A 20,983-nucleotide genomic window follows, 5' to 3' on the forward strand; every position below is an offset into this window, starting at 1 on the left:
CTTTGATCGGATAACAGATGCACGTCGAACAAGAAGTCTGAGGCCGATCTGGGCGAGAACGCTAACGGATCAGCCTCTGACGCGTGAGACCAGCAATCTCGCCACTTTCGCTCCCGGCGAGCAATGGGGGCGCGTGCGGGTCAGTGCCGGAAATGACGCATGCCGGTGAAGACCATAGCGATCCCGGCTGCGTCAGCTGCGGCGATGACTTCATCGTCGCGGATCGATCCGCCGGGCTGGATAACCGCAGTGGCGCCTGCCGCGACAATGGTTTCAAGACCGTCGGCAAAGGGGAAGAACGCGTCGGAAGCGGCGACGCTTCCTTTCGTCAGCGGCGCGTCCTGCCCCAGCGTCTTGGCGATGTCCCCGGCCTTGCTGGCGGCGATGCGCGCGGAGTCGAGGCGGCTCATCTGCCCGGCGCCGACGCCGACCGTGGCGCCGCCCTTTGCGTAGACGATGGCGTTGGACTTCACATGCTTGGCCACCCGGAACGCGAACAGGAGGTCGGCCATCTCGGTCTCGGTCGGCGCCTTCTTCGTGACGACCTTCAGATCCGCTACGCCGATGCGCCCGTTGTCGCGGGTCTGCGCCAGAAAACCGCCAGCAAGCGAACGGACGACAAGCCCGCCCTGAGACGGGTCGGGGAGAGCGCCGGTCAGCAACAGGCGGAGGTTCTTCTTCCGCGCCAGTGCGTTCATGGCGCCTACTGTGGCGTCTGGCGCGACAATGACTTCGGTGAAGATCGAGGCGATCTTCTCGGCCGTTTCCTCGTCCAGCGCCTGGTTGAGGGCCACGATGCCGCCGAAAGCGGAGACAGGATCGCACCGGAGCGCGAGATCCCATGCGGAAGACAGGCTGGAAGCCGTCGCCACGCCACACGGGTTGGCGTGCTTGACGATCACGACCGCCGGTTCGCTGAACTCGGCGACCGCTTCGAAGGCGGCGTCCGTGTCGTTGAGGTTGTTGTAGGACAGGGCCTTGCCCTGAACCTGCCGCGCGGTCGCGACGCCGGGCCGCGCCTCGCTATTGCGGTAGAACGCCGCCTGCTGGTGCGGATTTTCACCGTAACGGAGCACTTCGGCGCGTTCGCCGGCGATGGTCAGGCGCTCCGGCAGCAGGTCGGCCCGTTCTTTTGCGAACCACGCCGAGATCGCGGCGTCGTAGGCGGAGGTGCGAGCGTAAGCGGCGCCCGCAAGGGCGCGGCGCGCCTGCAAGGTCGTGCCGCCCTGTTCCAGCGCCGTGATGATTTCGGCGTACTGCGTCGGGCTGGTCAGCACTGCGACATGGTCATGATTCTTCGCCGCTGCGCGGATCAGGGCGGGGCCGCCGATGTCGATGTTCTCGATGCAGTCCTCGGCGCCAGCTCCTGAAGCAACAGTCGCCTCGAAGGGATAGAGATTCACCGCGACCAGATCGATCGGGGAGATCTGATGCGCCTGCATCTGGTCCACATGGGCGGGAAGATCGCGGCGACCGAGGATGCCGCCATGAATTTGGGGGACCAGCGTCTTCACGCGGCCGTCGAGGATCTCCGGGAAGCCGGTGTGGTCTGACACCTCGGTCACGGGTAACCCTGCGTCGCGCAGCGCCTTGGCGGAACCGCCTGTGGACAGGATTTCCGCCCCGTGCGCGACAAGCGCGCGGCCGAGGTCGATCAAGCCGGTCTTGTCGGAAACCGAGATGAGAGCGCGCGCGACGCGCAGCGATGTGGACTGGTCCATTAGGGCGGGTCTTTCGTAACGTCTGGCGCGCCGCCCTGCGCGCGAACGGAGGCGGATCTGGCGCAATAAACGGGGCGTTTAACCGTGCATCCTGCGTGTGGCAACCGTCGATGGGCAGGCGGCTGCCCCGCTGCGCGGCTCGACCGGTGCGGCGGCGGTGTGCTGACATGGGAGAGAAGACGTCGGCGACGCCCCTGTCGACGCAGCGCGAGGAGCTTTCGAATGTTTTCACCGCCTTCGCGCCTGTCGCCGCGTATGCCACCGCGCCCGAAATCGCGGCGGTTCCGGTTGGCGGCGGCCGTCGTTGTGGGCCTTCACCTTGCGCCAGCCGGTCTTTTCGCGGCGCCGCCCGACGCTTGTGACGAGCCGTCGGCGCCACGTTGGCGAACGCTCCCACCGACGCCAGACCTCGGACCGATATTTCGGACCGGCCATCTGCGCAATCGCGGCGCCTCTTTATTTTATGCGGAAGCGGGAACAGGCGAGCCCGTGCTGATGCTGCACGGAGGGATGGCCAACGCGAATTTCCTTGCGGCTCAGGCGCGGAATCTGGTCGCTGATGGCTATCGGGTCATTCTGCTCGACAGCCGCGGGCACGGGCGGAGCACGGCAGGAACGGAGCGGCTGGGCTATGACCTGATGATGGAGGACGCGGTCGCGGTGCTCGATCATCTGCGGATAGACAAGGCTGCGATCATCGGGTGGAGCGACGGCGCCATCGTGGGGCTTGATCTGGCGCTGAATCACGCGGATCGCATCAGCCGCGTGTTCGCCTTCGGCGCCAATGTCGATCCCGGGGGCAACGATCCGAACGCGGGGCAGTCGACGGTCGTAAGATGTTTTTTTGATCGGGCGCGATCAGAATATCAGCGGCTTTCGCCGACGCCGGGGGAGTTCAACACGTTCGCGCCAAGTGTGCAGGCGATGTGGGGACGGGAACCCCATTGGGACGCCGGGCGTCTGGCGACGATCCATACGCCTGTCTGGGTCGTCGACGGCGATCATGACGAGATGATCCGTCAGGAACACACGGTGGCCATGTCACATATGATTCCCGGCGCGTATCTGCTGATTTTGCCGGATTCCAGCCACTTCGCGTTTCTGCAGGCGCCGAACCTGTTTCACGCGGCGTTGCATGATTTCCTGAACGGTCGCCCCTGACCCAGAGGCGACCGCACCAGTCAGGCCTTGCGGGCGGTGAATCGCTCGAGCCAGTGGATGGTGTAGTCGCCCTTCTGGAACTCCGGATCCGCCATGATGCGGCGGTGCAACGGGATGACCGTCTTCACGCCTTCCACGACGATTTCGTCCAGCGCGCGCTGCATCCGTCGGATGGCGGCGTCGCGCGTCGGAGCGTGGACGATCAGTTTGGCGACCATGCTGTCGTAGTACGGCGGCACGCGGTATCCCGTGAAGATCGCGCTGTCCATGCGCACGCCCGGCCCGCCGGGCGGGTGGAACATGGTGATCGAGCCGGGGCTCGGTGCAAATGTCTCAGGGTCTTCGGCGTTGATGCGACACTCGATGGCATGGCCGGAGAAGGTGATGTCCTTCTGCTCGTAGCCAAGAGGCTCGCCCGCCGCGATGCGTATCTGTTCGCGGACCAGGTCGATATCGCACACCATTTCGGTCACTGGATGTTCGACCTGCAGACGGGTGTTCATCTCGATGAAGCAGAACTGACCGTCCTGATACAGGAACTCCAGCGTGCCCGCATTACGGTAACCCATCTTCGACAGCGCCGCTGTCGCCGTGGCGCCGATCGCGTCGCGCTCGGCGGCTGTCAGAGCAGGGGAGCCCGCTTCTTCGAGCAGCTTCTGATGACGGCGCTGCAACGAGCAGTCGCGCTCGCCGAAATGCACCACGTTGCCGTGGGTGTCTCCGAGGATCTGCAACTCGATATGGCGCGGCCGGTCGAGGTATTTCTCAAGGTAGACAGCGTCGTTGCCGAATGCGGCCAGAGCCTCGGTGCGGGCTACGCTCCAGGCTTCGGCGATCTCGCTTTCGTCATGCGCGACTTTCATGCCGCGCCCACCGCCGCCAGCTGCGGCTTTGATCAGCACGGGATAGCCGATCTGAGCCGCAACTTCGCGCGCCTGATCGAGGTTGACCAGTTCGCCGTCGGAGCCCGGCACCAGCGGCACGCCGAGCGCCTGCATGGTCGTTTTTGCGCTGATCTTGTCGCCCATCGTGCGGATGTGCTGCGCGGTCGGGCCGATGAAGGTCAGACCGTGTGCCTCCACGGTTTCGGCGAAATCCGCGTTTTCCGACAGGAAGCCGTATCCGGGATGGATCGCTTCGGCGCCGGTGATCGTGGCGGCGGATAGAATCGCCGCGACGTTCAAATAGGACTCGCGCGCTGTCGGCGGGCCTATGCACACAGCCTCATCCGCGAGGCGGACGTGCATTGCGTCGGCGTCCACGGTGGAGTGGACGGCCACGGTGCGGATGCCCATTTCGCGACAGGCGCGGAGCACGCGCAGGGCGATTTCGCCTCGATTGGCGATGAGGATCTTGGAGAACATCACTCGACGATGACGAGAGGCTGACCGAATTCGACCGGATCGCCGGACGTCACGAGGACCTGCTTCAGCGTGCCGCCTTTCGGGGCCTTGATCTGGTTGAAGGTCTTCATCGCTTCGATAAGCAGCAGCGTCTGCCCTGCGGCCACCGTCTGCCCAACGGCGACGAACGGCGGAGACGACGGATCGGGCGCGAGATAGGCGATGCCGACCATCGGGCTGTTCACGGCGCCTGGGTGTTTGGACAGATCCGCCGGAGCAGTCGGAACCGGCGTGGCGGCGGGCGCAGGGGCGGCGGGCGCGGCCACCGCGACGGGGGCGACTGCCTGAGCGGCGACGGGGGCGACGGCGCGGACGACGCGGATGCGGCTGTCTTTCTCCGAAACCTCGATCTCGGTCAGTCCGGTGTCGTTCAGAATGTTCGCCAATGCCCGTATGGCATCCGCGTCCACGAGCATCTGGCTCATTGAAGGTCCTCGTTAATGATGATGTCAGTCATGGCCTGAAGCGCCAGCGCATAACCCGGCACGCCAAGCCCGCAGATTACGCCGAGCGCGCCCCGCGAAACGTATGAATGGTGACGGAAAGGCTCCCGGCGGTGGATATTCGAGATATGAACCTCGATAACTGGAAGATCGACGGCCAGCAAAGCGTCAAGCAGGGCCACAGATGTGTGTGAGTAACCCGCCGGGTTGATGATGATGCCCTGCGCTCGTCCCCTGCATTCCTGCACCCAGGAAATAAGCTCGCCCTCGCCGTTGGTCTGGCGAAAATCGATCGCCACGTCGAGGCGCTCGGCCGTCTGCGCGCATAACAGTTCTACGTCGTCCAGCGTGGCGCGTCCGTAGACTTCCGGTTGGCGAAGGCCAAGCATGTTGAGGTTGGGGCCGTTGAATACGGCGATCAGAGGGCGCTCCATGATGACGGGCCGTTAGCACGCCGCGCGATCCACTCCAAGAGCAGCGTGCTTGCTTACGTCGATAGTGCCGGTCGTATTGACGATCCTGCATGGTGAAAATCCACGAAAGACCCCGCGCCGGAGCGCCTTTGAAACCACGCAATTACGCTTTTTGCTTGTAATTGCGTTCAAGGGCGGCTTTGGTGGGCGTCGGTTGAAACAGGTGTGAGAAAGTTGGGTGCGGTTACAACGCGGGAAAATTCAGCGGGGCGTTTACTTTACCCTTGCCCTTTCTGGCTTCCTGGCGACGGCCGACGCCACGGCGAGCGTCCCTTCGGGTGATGCGACGCATGCTCACACGTCTTGGGCCGCTTCGGTACGTGAAGCTCTCTCCCGCAGGGCGCACGAATTGGCCTCGGCCACTCATGCATGGACACAGAAAGGTGTTGCGAGTTGGTATGGCGGGCGGTTTTCCGGCCGCCGGAACGCGCAGGGCGGCCGCTTCAATCAGGCTGAACTGACCGCGGCGCACCCAACGGCCCCAATCGGGTCCAAGCTCCTTGTTGAATCGGAAGAGACCGGTCGTTCTGTCGTCGTGACCGTAAATGACCGTGGGCCTTACGCGCGCGGACGAATCATCGACCTGTCTCACGCGGCTGCTGCGCGAATTGGCATGCTTGGCGCTGGCGTTGCGCACGTGAAGATTACCCCGGCCTCGGGAAGTGACGCAGAGCCCTTAGAGGTTGCGCAGGCTCCTGAGCGCTAGGCTCCGAAGCAAAATACGCTCGGTCATGCTCTCGTGGAAAGCGACCTTCACTCGGTCGGAAATGGCGACGGCATCGGGTTTTGGAAATGCTTGAAGCCCGCAGTCCCTTATCCCAAGTTTGCGCAGGACGCCCCTACTCAGGTTGAGGCGCAGTCAACCCACCGAGCGCGGCGCATGGCGCATGTGCCGCCAGAACAAAACCTGAAGCCTCTCGCAATGGGCGAGATAAATGACGATGGACCTGGTCCGAAATCTCTCAGGGGCGATGCAGGCATCTCACTGTAGGGCGGATTCAGATTTTGCGCCCACCGTGTAGGCGGGTGTCGCCGGGGCCGACCTTGCGAGGTCCGGACGACAATGAAAATGCTTCAAGTTCGGCGTTCAGCTCCGCACCCAGCAAAACAACCCAGGCGCTGACGAAGAACCACATCATAATCGCCACTACGGCTCCGAGCGGCCCATAGGTGCTCGTGTAGTTGGCGAGGTGCGCCACATAATAGGAAAACCCCGAGGCCGACACGATCCACAAGACCGTGCTGATCACGGCGCCGGGGGCGACCCAACGCCATTGCGCATGCGTACGGCTCGGGCCGAAGCGATAGAGCGCCATGAGGGTCGTGGTCATAAAGGCGGTCATGACTCCAAGCCCGCTCATACGCACGGCGAATTCGATAGACCCTGCTGGTGGATCGATCAGTAAAAGTGCGGGCAGGTATTTGAGTGCAACGGGGATCGCAACAAGGATCGCCACGCTGAGGCAGACACCGATCGTCGACGCGAGCGTCATCCCTAGCGCAAGAGCCTGAAAGGCCAGAAATCCACGCTTTTCTTCAGCGTCATAGGCAATGTTCAGGGAAGAAAGGATTGCTTTCACGCCAGCGGAGGCGGACCAGAGCGCGATTAGCGTTGAGATCAGAAGATTGAGCGTAAGGGAGCTGTGTGGCTCCGATACGAGAATTTGAATCCGGTCCTCAATAAGCGTGAACGCGGCGGGCGGGAGCAGGCGCCTTACAGTATTGAGCTGTGTCGCGACGCTTTGAACGTCGAACGCCAATCCGTAGATGGAAATCAGAATGCTGATCGAAGGAAAGAGTGCGAGAGTCGTATAAAAAGCGCAACCGGCGGAGACTAGGGTGGTCGGACCGGAGAGCAGCGCTTTTACCGTAGCCTTGGCTGCCCAGGCCCATTGCCGTTTTGTCAGTGCAAGCGGCGAGGGGACGGGCTCCATAACCTGCGGCACCTCGCCATGTGCTGCACTATCGACGTTAGGCTGAACCATGTCGTCGGTCAGTCGCACATCGGAATCGCCGTGAGGCGTGTCTTGAATGGAGTTTTCGATAGGGGGAGTTAAGGTCAAGGAGCCTCGCTTGGAGCGGCGATCCATATAGCCCGGCCGCACAGATGAAGGTGTCTTAAAAAATTCAATAATCTCCAGCTATTATAAGGGTTATTATCGTCTTCGCCAGTTTTTTTCGAATTTCATAAAAATCCTGTTGCGTTGGGGGCTGTTTGGCCCCATATGCGCGTCCCACGCAACAACGCACGTGCCACTGGCCCACTGAGGTTACGCAACGACGTCAAGCGTTCTGGCAATCGGGGCTCCTGGATGGAGCTCGTTTTTGGTCGCTGGTCCGTTAGACCGTTTCGCAACTCACCTGCATCAAATTGCAGGTCCAGACAGGGATTAAAGTGCGATGACACCCAAAATTTCACAATTCCTCGCCGACGAGCAGCCCGCTACGCCTTGCCTGGTCGTCGACGTTGATGAGGTTGAGGATCGTTTTCGTCGCCTGCAGGGCGCGCTTCCGCTCGCCCTGATCTACTACGCCGTCAAGGCTAATCCCGCTCGCCCCATCCTTGAGCGGTTGGTGTCGCTAGGCTCCCGTTTCGACGCGGCTTCGTGGGAGGAGATTCGTCTCTGCCTCGACGCTGGCGCCAGCCCTGACGACATTTCCTTCGGCAACACCGTAAAGAAGGTGTCCGCCATTCAGGCTGCCTTCGCTGTCGGCGTTCGGCTGTATGTCTTTGACTCTCTTGAAGAGTTGGAGAAGATTGCCCGTTACGCGCCGGGCTCGAAGGTCTATTGCCGCCTGCTCGTCGACAATTATGGCGCCGAGTGGCCGCTTTCGCGCAAATTCGGGACAACGGTCGAGAGCGCGCATGAACTGATGCTGCATGCCCGCGAATTGGGCCTCGACCCGTACGGTCTGTCGTTCCACGTCGGAAGCCAGCAGTTGTCGGCAGACGCTTACGAAGCCGCAATCGCTCGTGTGGCTTCGCTGGTGACAGATCTGTCTGCGACTGGCCTTGATCTGCGTATGGTGAATCTCGGCGGCGGGTTTCCCATTCGTTATCGCGATGACGTGCCGGAGATCGAGCAGTTCGGCGACGCGATCTGCTCCGCCATGACCAAGCATTTCGGGAATGCGCTCCCCGAAATGCTGGTCGAACCGGGACGTTTCATCGTCGGCGCTGCAGGCGTTGTGTCCGCGGAAGTCGTGCTCGTCAGTCGCCGTGGCCGCGAAGACGGTCCGCGTTGGGTGTATCTCGATATCGGACGCTTCGGCGGTTTGGCGGAGACGGAGGGCGAGTCCATCCGTTACGACATCCGCACGCAACATGATGGTGGAGCTGTATCGGCTGTAGCCATCGCTGGGCCCACCTGTGACGGGGCCGACATCATGTATGAGCGGAGTCCATACGCGCTTCCGGACGCATTAAGTGCTGGCGATCGCGTCGAACTTTTATCGACCGGGGCGTATGTGTCGACCTACTGCTCGACTCGTTTCAATGGTTTCGCTCCGTTGGCCGAGCATTATATCTGACCTTGCTTATCTCCCTGCAACACGTGGGGAGGGGAAAGGAATAGGCGCAAGATTCATCTCTTGCGCCTTTTTTATTTGTGGTCCGGGCTTTGCGTGCACCACTCGCTTATTTTCAGGGGATATTTCACGCAGTAATCATCTCCGTCATGAGCTTACGACGTCGAAGCCACCGTGCGCTATGACGGATTACTGTCACGCATTGCTCGATATTTCCGAGCAGCGGATACAGAAAGGGCGTCTCCACAAAGGTGGAGACGCCCTGCTTTTTTAGCAATGCGACACGCGTTACAGAATGGTGTTGATCTGCACCCCGAGCACCGCAGCGTCACGGAATTTGGTCGTGGCGTTTACGTGGTTAATGTACTGAAAATCAGGTTGAACCGACGTTCCTGTCAGCACATGCACGCTGTAGAACGCTTCCCAGACGTTTTCATGTCCCTGAACGCCATAAGGCTCGCCCCACTGATTTGAGACGTACGGCAGCCCGAGGGCCTGAGACGACTCCTGTTGCAGCGCGACAGAACGGCTCATGTCAAAGTGGTGGTACATGATGCCGACCTGATCGAGCGGGCGATGCCACGGGGATCCTCCGCTAAGAAGGCTGATCCATGCGTGATCACGCATGGCGACCGTCGCGCCGTTCGCATACTCGGCTCCGCCGAACGCGATCAGGCCGTTTGTGAGACCTTTGCCGTAGCGAACAAGCATCTGGTCAGCCAGAAACCACGCAACATTCATACCGGCGCGATATCGCCGCGGCAGGCCCGTCGCCTGATAAGAGTTCCCGTTGATGTCTTCGTAGAGATGCGGGTAACGGGCGTTGTCGTAAAAATATCCGAGCTTGTAGTGACCGATAAGATCGTTCTTTCCGAACGACGGGAGCCAGCCCACCTCGAACTGCGACGAGAACTTGCCGAGACCCGGTTGCGCCCAAGCCCAGCCCGAGATGCCGCCATTGTAATTGCTGCTCGAATTGACCGCGAAGAGACCGGCCATCAGGTAGACTTGCCGACTCGGCCACACTCGGACGACAGCGCCGAGATTGCCAGACGGCCAGTCGCGACCGCCGGGCACGTATTTCCCGGGAGCGGGGTTTCCGCAAGTAGTGACGTTTACAAATGAACAGGCCAGATAATCGTAGTTGAAGAACGTTCCTGTCGGGATCCATCCCGCTGCGATGTTCAAGCGGTTACGAAACAGACCTTTTTCTCCGTACAACGCGACGAGATGGGCGACTACGTTTCCGCGTGCGCCATAAATCTGCTGGGGTTGCGCAATGTTCTCGCCAATGAGGCGGCCAAGATTGTTGCCGTGGCCGTTGACGACGAGCATATGCGTCCAGAACTCATTGATGCCAGCGAGTTTATCCCAGTCAATGTCAAGTTCTGCGGCGACCTGGCCCGCGTCGGAGTAGGCGCGCTGCTTGCCGCCCGTGACGTTGCCCATGAACTCTTCGTTGATGCCGGCAGTCAGGTAAATGCCGCGTTTGGTTAGCCAGGGCTGTATGCCACCCCAATCGCCGAACAGATGCGGGTTGCCGTACATCAGCATCTCCGTCGGGCCCTGACGGTCAGAGCCGGTCATCGGCGGCGGCTTGTTCAGGGTGACGTAAAGATGGAGATCGGCGTCGCTGAGACGGCGGCGAGGGGAGCGCGGCTCTGGAGGGGCGTAGCTAACTGGCTGGACTGGCTTCGAGACCGTCTTTGTTTCTGAGACGGAACCGGTTGGCGTCGCGGCCACTGACGCTGGCGTCTGGCTGGCCGATTGTGCGTGCGCGACGGGCGCGATCAGCCCAAGGTAGCCTGCACATGCCAAAGGCGCAGGAGAGAAGGAGCGAAGGAAAGCGTTCGCTGAGCGTCGAGTGCGGCTATTTTTATTTTTATTTAGCATAGCACGAGGACTCTTAATTGTTGTTACTTTTCGTTGTTTCATCGGAGCTTCTAGCTAACCCCAAGTGCATAAGTTTCTTACAATTTAATCATTTTGTGTCATAGCGAAATTCAGGCTCTATTCGCAGCTTCGAAGGTAATTGGCGCGTCGCGTGACATTTTTGCACGTGGTTGACGTGCCTTAATTGTGGATCAATATCCTCCGACATGCCCCAGATCGACCCCACGAAACCATTTCTTCCTGTCAGAATTGCGGTCCTCACCGTATCCGACACCAGAACGCTCGAAACTGACACCTCCGGCTCTACGCTGGTCGAAAGGATCGAGAAAGCAGGGCATGTGGTGGCGGATCGCGCGATCGAACCTGATGACGTTGTCCGCCTTGTTCAGATCCTTGAGCGCTGGGTAGACGATCCGGAAATTGACGTGGTGATCACCAACGGCGGCACAGGCGTAACCGGTCGGGACGTGACGCCAGAGGCATTCGAGCAGGTTTTGGAAAAACGGATCGAGGGGTTTGGCGAACTCTTCCGGATGCTGTCGTACCAGAAGATAGGGCCGTCGACGATACAGTCGAGAGCGCTCGCGGGCGTCGCCAGAGGAACCTATCTTTTCGCCCTGCCTGGCTCGACCGGGGCCGTCAAAGACGGCTGGGACGACATTCTGGTCCATCAACTCGACAGTCGGTTTCAGCCCTGTAATTTCGTGGAGTTGATGCCGCGCCTGCAGGAACGTTGAGCCGAGGCGTCCGCTCAAGATACGAACGACAGGAGATAAGCGTATGTCCGACGAAATCAGGCTGTTGATGCTAGCCGGCGACTATGTCGAAGACTACGAAATCATGGTGCCGTTTCAGGCGCTCACGATGGTCGGTTACAAGGTGGACGTTGTGTCGCCGGGAAAGAAGGCAGGCGACACGGTTATCACCGCCATTCATGATTTCGAAGGCGCGCAGACCTATAGCGAGAAACCGGGACATCATTTCGCGTTGAACGCGGATTTTACCACGATTGCGACAGACGATTATATTGGGCTAGTCGTCCCAGGCGGGCGGATGCCCGAATATCTTCGTCTTGACGAAAATGTGCTCAAGCTTGTCAGGGCATTTGCTGACAGGCCCATCGCCTGTATCTGTCACGGCGTGCAAATTCTTACCGCAGCTGGCCTCGTCAAAGGGCGTCGTGTCTCTGCATATCCGGCTTGCCGCCCTGAGGTGGAACTGGCTGGTGGGACCTATGCAGATATCGCTGTGACGGAAGCCATCACGGATGATCAACTCGTTACAGCTCCGGCCTGGCCCGCGCATCCGGCCTGGCTGGCGCAGTTCCTCAAGGTGCTGGGCGCGACCGTTTCCCCCTGAGACGAGGTTGCGTCGGTTTGGTTTCTCAGCACAGCGTACGCGGCTGGGACGAAGCGAGAACGCAACTTTTCCGCCGCACCCGTGTAGTACCCCAATACCCCTGACGTCATTGAAAGGGCGCGCTTATGACCGAACGTACTCGTCTTGCCGATCTGACCACGACCAAACCGGACCCAATCAAGGGTGTGGTTTTCGACATGGACGGATTGCTGCTCGACAGCGAAACGCTTGCGATGGACGCGTTGATTCTCGCGGCGAAAGATCTCGGGCACGACATGCCCATGGCGTTTTGCCGCCGCATGATTGGCGTTCCGGCCGATGGGTGCCGGGCGCTGGTCCGTGAAACATATGGAGAGGATTTTCCTCTGGAGCGTTTTTTCGCGCTTCAAGAGGAGCATCTGCGGGGTTTGGTGGACGCGGGTGAACTCGCGCTCAAGAAAGGCGTAGAGCCGCTACTCGATCTTCTCGACAAGCTTGAAATTCCCCGCGCGATCGCCACGTCGTCAAGCCGTTACCGCACGGATCATCACCTGAAACTTGTAGGGTTATTCGAGAGGTTTGATGCGATCGTTACGCGGGACGACGTGTCTCAAGGAAAGCCGTATCCGGAACCTTACCTGACAGCAGCAGAAAAAATTGGCGTGGCGCCTGCTGATTGCCTTGCGTTGGAGGATTCCAACTCCGGTGCGCGTGCGGCTCAGGCGGCAGGCATTCGTGTCATCATCGTCCCCGATCTTCTCGAGCCGGTAGACGACGTCCGCGCAAAGGCGTTGGCGGTGGTCGAGGACCTTACGGTGGTCAGGGCTTACATAGAGCACGCGGCGGCCTGACGGGCCGCCGCACTTCTTTACTTTAGCCGGTTGCCGCGAGCTTGCGCAGAACTTCTGACGCTTCCAGTCTCGTCAGATCGCCAAGCGCTTTCGCCACTGCGGTGACCTGACGTTCATGGTCGGGGAGGGGGGGGCCGAACACCTCCTCCATTGCGAGAAACGCCTCGGCTTGAGCCATGTGATCATCTCGAGCGTCTGCGCAAATCTGTCGCAGGTGATCTACGCGGGGGTCGGTCAGAGAGATTTCCAACGCTTCCTGCTCGTGCAGGGCGAACCATCGAATCCAGCTTGCAATCAGGAGGATTGCTCCGGGCGTGGGCTCGCCACGCTCCAGATTGGCGCGCATCGGACGGATCACGCGCATGGCCATCTTGACCGATCCGTTACGCCCGATCCTTTCGACTTCATGAACGATTCCGGGATTGCGGAAACGGGTCATCAGGTCGGCTGCGTAGCGGTCGAGCGTATCTTCCGGCAGGTCGACGTCGGCTGTCTGCTCGCGCCGCATGAAGCGCTCGACGACAGGGCCGAGTGCAGGGTCGGACGCCGCTTCAGCGATGGTGTTCAAGCCTGCCAAACCCCCGGCGTAGGCGAGCAGCATATGCGCGCCGTTCAGCATCTGGAGTTTGGCGCGCTCGAATGTATCGACATCGGAGACGAACCGTGCGCCGGGGTGCGCTTCCCACAATGGGCGCGGGCCGTCGAAGCGCTGAATGACCCACTGGAACCAGGGTTCCGCCGAAATGGGAATGGAGTCTTCCAGCCCGCCAAGCAGCCTTCTGGCGTCGTCCTTGTCGTCAGATAGGGGCGCCGGAACGATTCGATCGACCATGGTGTCCGGAAACTGCACATTCTCCCCGATCCACGCCGAGAGTTCGTCGTTTCCGCGCCAGGACGCGAAATCCATGACGGCCTGTCGTAGCGTGCGACCGTTGTTCGCCACATTGTCGCAGCAGAGAATAACCGGCGGCGTGCCGCCTTTCGCACGGACGAGAGACATCGCCTGCACCAGTATGCCGGGCGCTGTGCGTGGGGATTTGGCTGTCAGGTCGGCGAGAAGGTCGGCTGCTTCCGGGTCAATGGAGCCGTCCGCGGTCAGGTAGTAGCCGCTGGCTGTGACGGTCAGCGTCACGATTTTCGTGCGCGGATCGGCGATTCGCGCGGCGAGCGTCGAATGCGTGTCCCTTGCGAACACAGCCTCGGATATCGCGGCCATGATTGACGCCACTGTGCCGTTCGGCTCGCGCGTGAGCAAGGTGTAGAGGTTGTCTTGCTCAACCAGTTCCAGCGCCAGTTCTGGTCGCCGCATGGTCGCCGACACGATGCCCCACTGTAGCCCGTCGGCGCCCATGGCTCCGATCGCGGCCTGCGTCGCAGTGACCTGATGGGCTCTATGGAAATTGCCGCAGCCGAGGTGAACTATACCGGGCCGTAGCAGAGCCGGATCGAAATTGGGTTTGTAGACGGTGTCGGGCGCCTTTTGAAAATTGGACCTGCCTAATTTCAAAACGGAGATTCTCCTCTGTGATCTGTTGTTGACGACAGCCACGGCAGAAGACGAATGATCTGGCCGATGCAGGGCACGAACCGAGGTCGCTTGAGTTGGGCGAAAATCGCCACCAAGCGTAGATTGCGCGGCCGCCCGCCGCACAAGGTTGTCGCCATAAACCGCCCCCTCAGAATGAAGGAGCAACCAGCACTTTACACGTTAACGTGTCGGGAGAGTAGAAGTTGCCGCTTCTTACGCTGGTGTGCGCCTCGCAGCCCGACCTTAATTACTGCCCGAGGATGATTTTCGCACGCGCCGTGACAGAGACGTGTTGCTCCTCCGGGGTTGAGGTCGGCGCGGAGACCATACGGGCCGCCATCAGCATGACTGGCCGTGGGCCGAACGGCGTTTCGAGGGAAATTTCGGCGATGGAGGCAACCTTCATGCCCAGGTCAGTCGCCGCGTCCCGAGCTTTCTCGCGCATGTCGTCAAGCGCGAGCTTCGTTGCCTGTTTACTGAGTTCCTTTTCGCGGGCCGAAGAGAGCGACCAGCCGAGTCCATCAAGAAGCAGCCCCTGAGCCTGCAAATGGCCGACTAGTGGTAGAAGCGAATCTGCGCCGGACGCGACGACGTGGATCGTCTGTCGGGCTTCCCAGCTTTTTGCAGCGTCATTCGCGCCCGGGGGCGACACAGAGTAGGAGCCAGCCGCACCTTTCACTCCATCGACGCTTGCGATGGCGGCCATGGCCTTGCGAACAATGTCGTTTGCGCGTGACTGCGCGGTCGTGGCGTCCGGCGCGACTCCTCTGGCGACGAGAGTGGCGGTGAGGCGATCGGGACTTGCGTCGACGGTCCCCGTTCCGGTCAGTTCGAGTTGCGTTCCGGCAGCGGTCGTTTCGGCCTGGGCGGGGGCTGTTCCGGCAAATGCAAGAGCGCAGCCGACCATGGCGATGGTGTATTTTTTTGTGAAAATTCTTTGGATAATCAATTTATTTTCTAGGTTGATCATGGATCTTTTTCTTCCTTCAATGCGACCAGAGCCTCTCTGAGGCGGGCGACGCCGAGACGCACCCGGCCTTCGGCGCAAAGCTGCTCGCCCTCGCTTCGCAAGGCCTGCACGTCTCGCGATGTGTCCAGGCCGTGGGAATCTATTGCGTGAACCAGACGCGTGCAGAACGCCTGACTGTCCGACGTGATGGCCAGACTGCGCTCACGGGGCGTGTGTCCGACATCGCTTGCTCCCGCCGACGCGGATGACTCAATGGCTCCAGCATCGCTCGTGGACGTCGCCGGAGCAGGAACGGACTGATCCGCAACGACCTGCTCTGCGGGCGACGCCGGATCGGGCACCACCGCAGCTCCGCAAAGTTCGATCGAAAGGGTCGGGACGACCGCATAGAGAAATGTGCGTCTCATGGTGCTGAAATTACTACCGGGGAGCTATCGCCAGAGTGTGGCTGCGGTGAATCCTGCTTCATGTTGGCGCCGACGGTCTTTCCGCGAGCAGTTGGCAGCGGGAGTTGCATACGAACCGTAAGGCCCGGATCTCGCCGGGAGAATTGCATCGTACCGCCATGGAGCTGCACGATCGCCTGAACGAGTGAGAGGCCCAGACCGGAACCCGGCGTGTTGCGCGCGGAATCGGCGCGGAAGAATCGATCGGAGGCGCGAGCGATATCGGCCTCGCTCATGCCCATTCCCTCGTCGCTGATCGCAATCGTGGCGACCCGGCCCGCCGGGCCGCCCTCCATGCCAAGATTGGGACCGACTGCGGAAGCAACGGTAATCGAGCCGCCGTGCGGAGAAAATTTGATGGCATTGTCGAGAAGATTGGACACGGCCTGTTGAATCATCGAGCGATCGCCGTAGAACGGCAGATGTTCGGGTAGCCGCATGACGACCTTGATTTCATGCTCGTCGGCCGCTGGTTCGTATAGTTCAGCGATGTCACGCAGCACGGGAATCAGGTCGAACGAAGCGAAGGCGGATCGCCGCGAGCCCGCTTCGATCTGAGCGATGCGCAGCAGGGCTTCAAAAACAGCAGTTATGTTGTCCAGATCCGCTACGCCGTCTTCGATGGCGCAGCGGAGCGTGACCTCATCCTTACCATGAAGCGCCGCGTATTCGAGCTGTGCTCTGGCTCTTGTGATTGGCGTGCGAAGATCGTGGGCGATGGCGTTGGAAACCTGCTTCACGCCGTCCATCAGACGCGCGATGCGATCCAGCATCTCGTTGATCGCTTCCGCGACTTCATCGAGTTCGTTGCCCCTGCCGTGCAGCGGCATGCGCCGGGTCATGTCTCCATGCGCAACGGCGGTGGTGGTGCGGGCGATCTGGGAGATCATGCGGCGAAACATGCTGCGCACGAGCAATGCGCCACCCAGTGCGAGCGCAGTAATCATGATCCACGCCCAGAGGAGCAGGTCTGTCAGAAGCCTGCGCAACATCGCCCGACCGCGCACGTCGCGCCCAACGAGCAGCCTGTAACCGCCGGGCAAATCGAAGCCCTGCACTTCGGCCACGCCACGAGCGCCGGCGCGACGGACGGAAAGTTGGTACCAGACATTGCTCATCGCCACGTCGGCGGGCCAGGACGGGAGGTTGCCTGCGACATGCTGGCCGTGCGGATCGACCAGAAGATAGATCGCGTCGTCATCGACGTTGTCTTCAAGCCGGTCTTCGATGGTTAGGGCCAAAGCCGACAGCCCGCCATCCGTCCAGCGCTCTGACAGAGCGCGGGCGTCAGCCGCAACGGAAGCTTCGACTTGCCGCTCTATCAGCCCTGCGGTTCCCCACCAGATGACCGAGAGAAACAACACGGCGGATGCGGAGAAGAGCACGGCGTAACCGATGGCGAACCGCACGCTTGCGGATCGGAAGCCTCCGGTGCGTCGCAAGGCGGCACGTAGTGACGGTCGACGCCATGGCGCCTTTGTTTCATTGCGCCCAAAGGCGCGCACGGGGAGGCGTAATCCGCTCACTGGCAGGGACGCTCCCGCATTTCATCGCGCGAGTGGTCTCCGGTCGACGAAAGACGATCAGCTGGACGCTCGTGGGGAACGGCGCGCATGGATCGGGCCTACTCCGCTCGCAGCATGTAGCCGGCGTTGCGGATCGTATGGATAAGAGGCTGCGGGAAGGGTTTGTCGACCTTCTGGCGCAGGCGCGAAACATGAACGTCGATGACGTTGGTCTGAGGGTCGAAATGGTAATCCCACACGCCTTCGAGCAGCATTGTCCGCGTGACGACCTGTCCTGCATGACGAAGAAGAAATTCGAGCAGACGAAATTCGCGAGGCTGCAGGTCGATCTTCTGGCCGTCGCGTCGCACGCTGCGCGCCAGAAGGTCCATTTCAAGTCCGCCGACCTCAAGGCGCGTTTGTGGCGCGGACTCGTTGCGGCCACGTCTGCCCAGAGCTTCGACGCGTGCTAGCAGTTCCGAGAACGCGAACGGCTTGGTCAGATAGTCGTCGCCGCCAGCCTTGAGGCCAGCCACCCTGTCGTCGACGTCGGCGAGCGCTGAAAGAATCAGCACCGGTGTCGCGTTGGCCTGACTCCGCAACGTTTCCAAAATTCGCAGGCCGTCGATGCCGCCGGGGAGCATTCGGTCGAGGACAACGACGTCAAATTTCTCGCTTACCGCCAGAAACAGCCCGTCCTTGCCATTGTCGGCTTGCTCGACGAGGTGCCCCGTTTCAGACAACCCTTTGCTGACAAAGCCCCGAACAGTCGGATCGTCCTCGACGAGAAGAATTCGCATAAAAATACTCCGGCGACGTCGACGGCCACGGTGCTGGCCTTACGTTGGTATTGTAAGGTGGCGGCGCCGCTGTGTCACGCTACGGCCATGCCATGCGACAGGCGGGAAGATGCGCGTCAAACCGCGCCTTTCGGCCCGCCCGGCCAATTCAGTCGAATTAAATATACGTTATGGATATGCTGGCGGAGACGCCCCGTTGCGTTGTGCGACGTCAGTCAGCCCGCCTCTCAATGCGTCTACGCCAGAAGGTAGGCAAGGTTATCGCCGTTCGGCGCCGCAGCGCTCACGGAGCAGCCGTTTCGGCTTATGAATACGCTTCCCGGGTGGACCACTTCTTGTCCGTCGTTGACGAGCCACGCCCCCACGGCGGGGATCAGGATAAACTGGCTGCTGCGATGAAATTCAGGTTCGCGACACACGGTCAACGCCATCGGCGCTGCGCCCTTCGAGTTCATGAAATTGACTGCGCGGCATGGACCTGCGCGAAGCCGGGCCAATGGACCCGGCGCACCGGGGTAGCGCAGTATAGTTCCGCGGCGATCCAGGGGGAGAATTCTTCCGGGATCGGAAAATGTAAGATCCAGACCTGACCCGTTCAGAAGCGCCATGCTTCTGTCTGTCTGCTCGAATGACGAGAAAAGGCCGTCTCGCGCAATGTCTGCGACGCTGAGGCGCCACAGGACGCGTTCGCCGTCGCCGCGAGCAACTGCGATTTCGCGGGTGACGCCGCCTCCGTTTTTCCAAGGCGAGGCTGCAATCTCGTCTATGCGCAAAATGGTCATCGGAACGGGTTTGTCATTTGGTTGGATAACGTTCCAATTTTATTGACATTGCGCACCGGCGGCTATTTTGCAGGGAATCACGGCGTTCGTATCCGTCTGGGTGGGGAACGTTAGCGTCGCGCTGCGGCGGAGCGCACGCCATACGGCCGGTTGCGTGGCAGTCGGTGGAAAGCGCATGAATTCAAATGAATTTCAGGGACTCGTGGACGTTGGAGGGAGTGCACGCCACAGCCCGCGCGTTAGAATCTCCGCCGGCTGGAAACGCGATTTATAGGACATCTTTCGACTCTCCGCGATCCAGTAGCCAAGATAGACATACGGCAACCCGCGTGCGCGGGCTTTTTCTATCAGCCACATGATGGCGAAGCCGCCCAGTGAGCGGTTGGCGAGATCCGGGTCGAAAAAACTGTATACCGCCGAAAATCCGTCGATAAGCGCGTCCACGAGGCTGACAGCGATCAGCTGATCCTCTTCGGAGCGGAATTCAATGAGGAAACTGTTGATGGGCGTGTCCTCGATCATGGCGCGATAGTCGTTAAAGCTCATGGACGCCATGTCGCCATCGGAGTGACGCGCCAATTGATATCGACGAAAAAGGGCGAATTGCTCCGGCGTTCCATGCGGCGGCACGTCGAAACCGTCGATGGCGGCGTTTGCCCGCATGATGCGGCGCTGCGTCCGGTCCGGCTGGAATTGAGGAACAACGATGCGGATCGGCACGCAGGCGTTGCAACCGTGGCAGACCGGCGCATAGGCGATGGTGTGGCTTCGGCGGAAACCTGCGCGGGAAAGCCTGTCGTGTAACGCTTCGGCGTCAGGCCCGGAAAGATCCGTGACGACCTTGCGCTCCATCCTGTTGGGAAGATAGGGGCAGGGCAGGGGTGCCGTTGTGTAGAAGAACTGGGGATGGCGCGATGAATAGGTCATGATCGACGCTTCCCCCCGGATTTTATGAACGCTGGAGACCTGTGCGGGCCTTCCCCTCTACAATAGTGGGATAACGGGCCTCGGGTTTCAATGCCAATGATGCGACTCCCTGTTGGGGGCGCATCACCCCCGACGCAGATATTCGGCGGCTTCGACGGCGAAATACGTCAGCACGCCGTTGGCGCCGGCACGCTTGAACGCCAGAAGGCTCTCCATCACCGCGCGTTCCCGATCAAGCCAGCCATTAACGATGGCAGCCATCAGCATCGCGTATTCGCCGGAGACCTGATAGGCGAAGGTCGGGACGGAAAAGCGCTCGTGAACGCGGCGGATGATGTCGAGATACGGCATTCCCGGCTTGACCATGACCATGTCCGCACCTTCAGCAAGGTCGGCCGCCACTTCCCTCAGGGCTTCGTCGGAGTTGGCCGGGTCCATCTGGTAGGTCTTCTTGTCACCCTTCAACAGACCGCCAGAACCCAGCGCGTCACGGAACGGGCCATAAAAGGCGCTGGCGTATTTGGCGGCATAGGACATTATTCGCGTGTCGATCAGCCCATGTTGGTCGAGATCACGACGGATAGCCTCGATACGCCCGTCCATCATGTCGGAGGGCGCGATGATGTCTATGCCCGCGGCAGCCTGATTGGTGGCTTGACGGGCAAGGATCGCAACAGAGTCATCGTTGACGACATACCCGTCGCGGATCAGTCCATCATGCCCGTGGCTGGTGTAGGGGTCGAGCGCGACGTCGCCGATTAACCCTACATGAGGAAATTCTTTCTTCAGCAGCCGCGCCGCGCGGCACATCAGATTGTCTGGATTGAGCGCTTCCGTTCCATGCTCATCTCGCAATTCCGCCGGTGTGATCGGAAAAAGCGCGAGCGCCGGGATGTCCAGTTTCACGGCTTCTTCCACATGCGCCGCGAGCCGATCGAGCGTGACTCGCTGCACGCCGGGCATGGAGACAACGTCGGTGACTGCGCCTTCGCCTTCCATCACGAAGATCGGCCAGATCAGATCGTCTACCGACAGGGCGTTCTCCGCCACGAGCCGACGCGTGAACCGGTCATGGCGGTTGCGGCGAAGGCGGGTCAGGGGAAAACGTCCGAGGGACATGCGGCGGCTCCTTCTGCGCGACCCAAGGGGAGACGTCCACCTGGGGCCGCATGATTCATGGCGCGTCACAGGGCGCTGCGACCTGTGAGCGGCCG

Annotated in this window: 20 protein-coding genes; 6 read left to right on the top strand and 14 right to left on the bottom strand. The window is 60.8% G+C overall.

The features are described 5' to 3' along the window. Positions 1 to 140: 140 nt before the first annotated feature. Positions 141 to 1,721: a bifunctional phosphoribosylaminoimidazolecarboxamide formyltransferase/IMP cyclohydrolase gene (purH, locus tag J2D73_RS06475; RefSeq protein WP_207880551.1), complete on the bottom strand. Its 1,581-nt coding sequence runs from the start codon at positions 1,719 to 1,721 to the stop codon at positions 141 to 143. A 222-nt stretch (positions 1,722 to 1,943) separates the two neighbouring features. Here purH and J2D73_RS06480 point away from each other — a divergent pair, with 222 nt between their 5' ends. Then, on the top strand, positions 1,944 to 2,882 hold the full coding sequence (locus J2D73_RS06480) for an alpha/beta fold hydrolase (protein WP_207880554.1): 939 nt from the start codon (positions 1,944 to 1,946) through the stop codon (positions 2,880 to 2,882). 20 nt (positions 2,883 to 2,902) lie between these two features. On the opposite strand, the gene accC is transcribed toward J2D73_RS06480, so the two are convergent. From accC to aroQ, 3 genes are read right to left on the bottom strand one after another with little or no spacing between them, the layout of a single operon-like run. Further along, on the bottom strand, positions 2,903 to 4,246 hold the full coding sequence (accC, locus tag J2D73_RS06485) for an acetyl-CoA carboxylase biotin carboxylase subunit (protein WP_207880557.1): 1,344 nt from the start codon (positions 4,244 to 4,246) through the stop codon (positions 2,903 to 2,905). Then, positions 4,246 to 4,710 (bottom strand): acetyl-CoA carboxylase biotin carboxyl carrier protein, encoded by a 465-nt coding sequence (gene accB, locus J2D73_RS06490; RefSeq protein ID WP_207880559.1) that lies wholly within the window; start codon positions 4,708 to 4,710, stop codon positions 4,246 to 4,248. Before accB ends, accC begins: the two co-directional genes overlap by 1 nt. Continuing rightward, entirely contained in the window at positions 4,707 to 5,162 is a 456-nt protein-coding gene (gene aroQ / locus J2D73_RS06495) for a type II 3-dehydroquinate dehydratase (protein WP_026396474.1), read from the bottom strand. Before aroQ ends, accB begins: the two co-directional genes overlap by 4 nt. Positions 5,163 to 5,379: 217 nt before the next feature. On the opposite strand from aroQ, the gene J2D73_RS06500 reads away from it, so the two are divergent. Next, positions 5,380 to 5,907 (top strand): septal ring lytic transglycosylase RlpA family protein, encoded by a 528-nt coding sequence (locus J2D73_RS06500; protein ID WP_207880561.1) that lies wholly within the window; start codon positions 5,380 to 5,382, stop codon positions 5,905 to 5,907. A 292-nt stretch (positions 5,908 to 6,199) separates the two neighbouring features. On the opposite strand, the gene J2D73_RS06505 is transcribed toward J2D73_RS06500, so the two are convergent. Beyond that, positions 6,200 to 7,264 (bottom strand): YihY/virulence factor BrkB family protein, encoded by a 1,065-nt coding sequence (locus J2D73_RS06505; RefSeq protein WP_243429723.1) that lies wholly within the window; start codon positions 7,262 to 7,264, stop codon positions 6,200 to 6,202. Positions 7,265 to 7,601: 337 nt separating this feature from the next. On the opposite strand from J2D73_RS06505, the gene J2D73_RS06510 reads away from it, so the two are divergent. Next, positions 7,602 to 8,732: a type III PLP-dependent enzyme gene (locus J2D73_RS06510; RefSeq protein ID WP_207880567.1), complete on the top strand. Its 1,131-nt coding sequence runs from the start codon at positions 7,602 to 7,604 to the stop codon at positions 8,730 to 8,732. A 285-nt stretch (positions 8,733 to 9,017) separates the two neighbouring features. On the opposite strand, the gene J2D73_RS06515 is transcribed toward J2D73_RS06510, so the two are convergent. After that, positions 9,018 to 10,622: a carbohydrate porin gene (locus J2D73_RS06515; protein WP_341535036.1), complete on the bottom strand. Its 1,605-nt coding sequence runs from the start codon at positions 10,620 to 10,622 to the stop codon at positions 9,018 to 9,020. Between the two features lie 206 nt (positions 10,623 to 10,828). On the opposite strand from J2D73_RS06515, the gene moaB reads away from it, so the two are divergent. From moaB to J2D73_RS06530, 3 genes are all read left to right on the top strand, one after another. Further along, positions 10,829 to 11,359, top strand: a complete 531-nt coding sequence (gene moaB / locus J2D73_RS06520) for a molybdenum cofactor biosynthesis protein B (protein ID WP_207880571.1) — start codon at positions 10,829 to 10,831, stop codon at positions 11,357 to 11,359. Positions 11,360 to 11,402: 43 nt separating this feature from the next. Continuing rightward, positions 11,403 to 11,981 carry a DJ-1/PfpI family protein gene (locus J2D73_RS06525; protein WP_207880575.1) on the top strand — a complete coding sequence of 193 codons (579 nt, stop codon included), beginning with the start codon at positions 11,403 to 11,405 and terminating at the stop codon, positions 11,979 to 11,981. 125 nt (positions 11,982 to 12,106) lie between these two features. After that, complete coding sequence (locus J2D73_RS06530) at positions 12,107 to 12,811, top strand: HAD family hydrolase (RefSeq protein ID WP_207880578.1); 705 nt, start codon at positions 12,107 to 12,109, stop codon at positions 12,809 to 12,811. A 22-nt stretch (positions 12,812 to 12,833) separates the two neighbouring features. Here the strand turns inward: J2D73_RS06530 and J2D73_RS06535 are convergent, their stop codons facing one another. The 8 genes from J2D73_RS06535 to hemB form a co-directional block, all read right to left on the bottom strand. Further along, on the bottom strand, positions 12,834 to 14,318 hold the full coding sequence (locus J2D73_RS06535; RefSeq protein WP_207880581.1) for a mannitol dehydrogenase family protein: 1,485 nt from the start codon (positions 14,316 to 14,318) through the stop codon (positions 12,834 to 12,836). Between the two features lie 268 nt (positions 14,319 to 14,586). Then, positions 14,587 to 15,309 carry an SIMPL domain-containing protein gene (locus J2D73_RS06540; RefSeq protein WP_207880583.1) on the bottom strand — a complete coding sequence of 241 codons (723 nt, stop codon included), beginning with the start codon at positions 15,307 to 15,309 and terminating at the stop codon, positions 14,587 to 14,589. Beyond that, a complete protein-coding gene (locus J2D73_RS06545; protein WP_207880586.1) occupies positions 15,306 to 15,716 on the bottom strand; it encodes a hypothetical protein in 411 nt (136 codons plus the stop codon). Before J2D73_RS06545 ends, J2D73_RS06540 begins: the two co-directional genes overlap by 4 nt. Then, complete coding sequence (locus tag J2D73_RS06550; RefSeq protein ID WP_207880914.1) at positions 15,713 to 17,197, bottom strand: sensor histidine kinase; 1,485 nt, start codon at positions 17,195 to 17,197, stop codon at positions 15,713 to 15,715. The genes J2D73_RS06545 and J2D73_RS06550 overlap by 4 nt, the downstream gene beginning before the upstream one ends. A gap of 182 nt (positions 17,198 to 17,379) precedes the next feature. Continuing rightward, positions 17,380 to 18,060: a winged helix-turn-helix domain-containing protein gene (locus J2D73_RS06555; protein WP_086642872.1), complete on the bottom strand. Its 681-nt coding sequence runs from the start codon at positions 18,058 to 18,060 to the stop codon at positions 17,380 to 17,382. A 236-nt stretch (positions 18,061 to 18,296) separates the two neighbouring features. Then, on the bottom strand, positions 18,297 to 18,842 hold the full coding sequence (locus J2D73_RS06560) for a HutD/Ves family protein (protein WP_207880589.1): 546 nt from the start codon (positions 18,840 to 18,842) through the stop codon (positions 18,297 to 18,299). Between the two features lie 192 nt (positions 18,843 to 19,034). Continuing rightward, positions 19,035 to 19,769: an arginyltransferase gene (locus tag J2D73_RS06565; RefSeq protein WP_207880592.1), complete on the bottom strand. Its 735-nt coding sequence runs from the start codon at positions 19,767 to 19,769 to the stop codon at positions 19,035 to 19,037. 123 nt (positions 19,770 to 19,892) lie between these two features. Further along, on the bottom strand, positions 19,893 to 20,888 hold the full coding sequence (gene hemB / locus J2D73_RS06570) for a porphobilinogen synthase (RefSeq protein ID WP_207880595.1): 996 nt from the start codon (positions 20,886 to 20,888) through the stop codon (positions 19,893 to 19,895). Positions 20,889 to 20,983: the final 95 nt, after the last annotated feature.

The organism is Acetobacter sacchari, from assembly GCF_017377715.1.
GTDB classification, from domain to species: Bacteria; Pseudomonadota; Alphaproteobacteria; order Acetobacterales; family Acetobacteraceae; genus Acetobacter; species Acetobacter sacchari.

Coding starts and splice junctions, on each gene's coding strand:
- purH (WP_207880551.1), bottom strand. CDS start 1,721: ATGGACCAGTCCACATCGCTGCGCGTCGCGCGCGCTCTCATCTCGGTT.
- J2D73_RS06480 (WP_207880554.1), top strand. CDS start 1,944: ATGTTTTCACCGCCTTCGCGCCTGTCGCCGCGTATGCCACCGCGCCCG.
- accC (WP_207880557.1), bottom strand. CDS start 4,246: ATGTTCTCCAAGATCCTCATCGCCAATCGAGGCGAAATCGCCCTGCGC.
- accB (WP_207880559.1), bottom strand. CDS start 4,710: ATGAGCCAGATGCTCGTGGACGCGGATGCCATACGGGCATTGGCGAAC.
- aroQ (WP_026396474.1), bottom strand. CDS start 5,162: ATGGAGCGCCCTCTGATCGCCGTATTCAACGGCCCCAACCTCAACATG.
- J2D73_RS06510 (WP_207880567.1), top strand. CDS start 7,602: ATGACACCCAAAATTTCACAATTCCTCGCCGACGAGCAGCCCGCTACG.
- J2D73_RS06515 (WP_341535036.1), bottom strand. CDS start 10,622: ATGCTAAATAAAAATAAAAATAGCCGCACTCGACGCTCAGCGAACGCT.
- moaB (WP_207880571.1), top strand. CDS start 10,829: ATGCCCCAGATCGACCCCACGAAACCATTTCTTCCTGTCAGAATTGCG.
- J2D73_RS06525 (WP_207880575.1), top strand. CDS start 11,403: ATGTCCGACGAAATCAGGCTGTTGATGCTAGCCGGCGACTATGTCGAA.
- J2D73_RS06530 (WP_207880578.1), top strand. CDS start 12,107: ATGACCGAACGTACTCGTCTTGCCGATCTGACCACGACCAAACCGGAC.
- J2D73_RS06540 (WP_207880583.1), bottom strand. CDS start 15,309: ATGATCAACCTAGAAAATAAATTGATTATCCAAAGAATTTTCACAAAA.
- J2D73_RS06545 (WP_207880586.1), bottom strand. CDS start 15,716: ATGAGACGCACATTTCTCTATGCGGTCGTCCCGACCCTTTCGATCGAA.
- J2D73_RS06555 (WP_086642872.1), bottom strand. CDS start 18,060: ATGCGAATTCTTCTCGTCGAGGACGATCCGACTGTTCGGGGCTTTGTC.
- J2D73_RS06560 (WP_207880589.1), bottom strand. CDS start 18,842: ATGACCATTTTGCGCATAGACGAGATTGCAGCCTCGCCTTGGAAAAAC.
- J2D73_RS06565 (WP_207880592.1), bottom strand. CDS start 19,769: ATGACCTATTCATCGCGCCATCCCCAGTTCTTCTACACAACGGCACCC.
- hemB (WP_207880595.1), bottom strand. CDS start 20,888: ATGTCCCTCGGACGTTTTCCCCTGACCCGCCTTCGCCGCAACCGCCAT.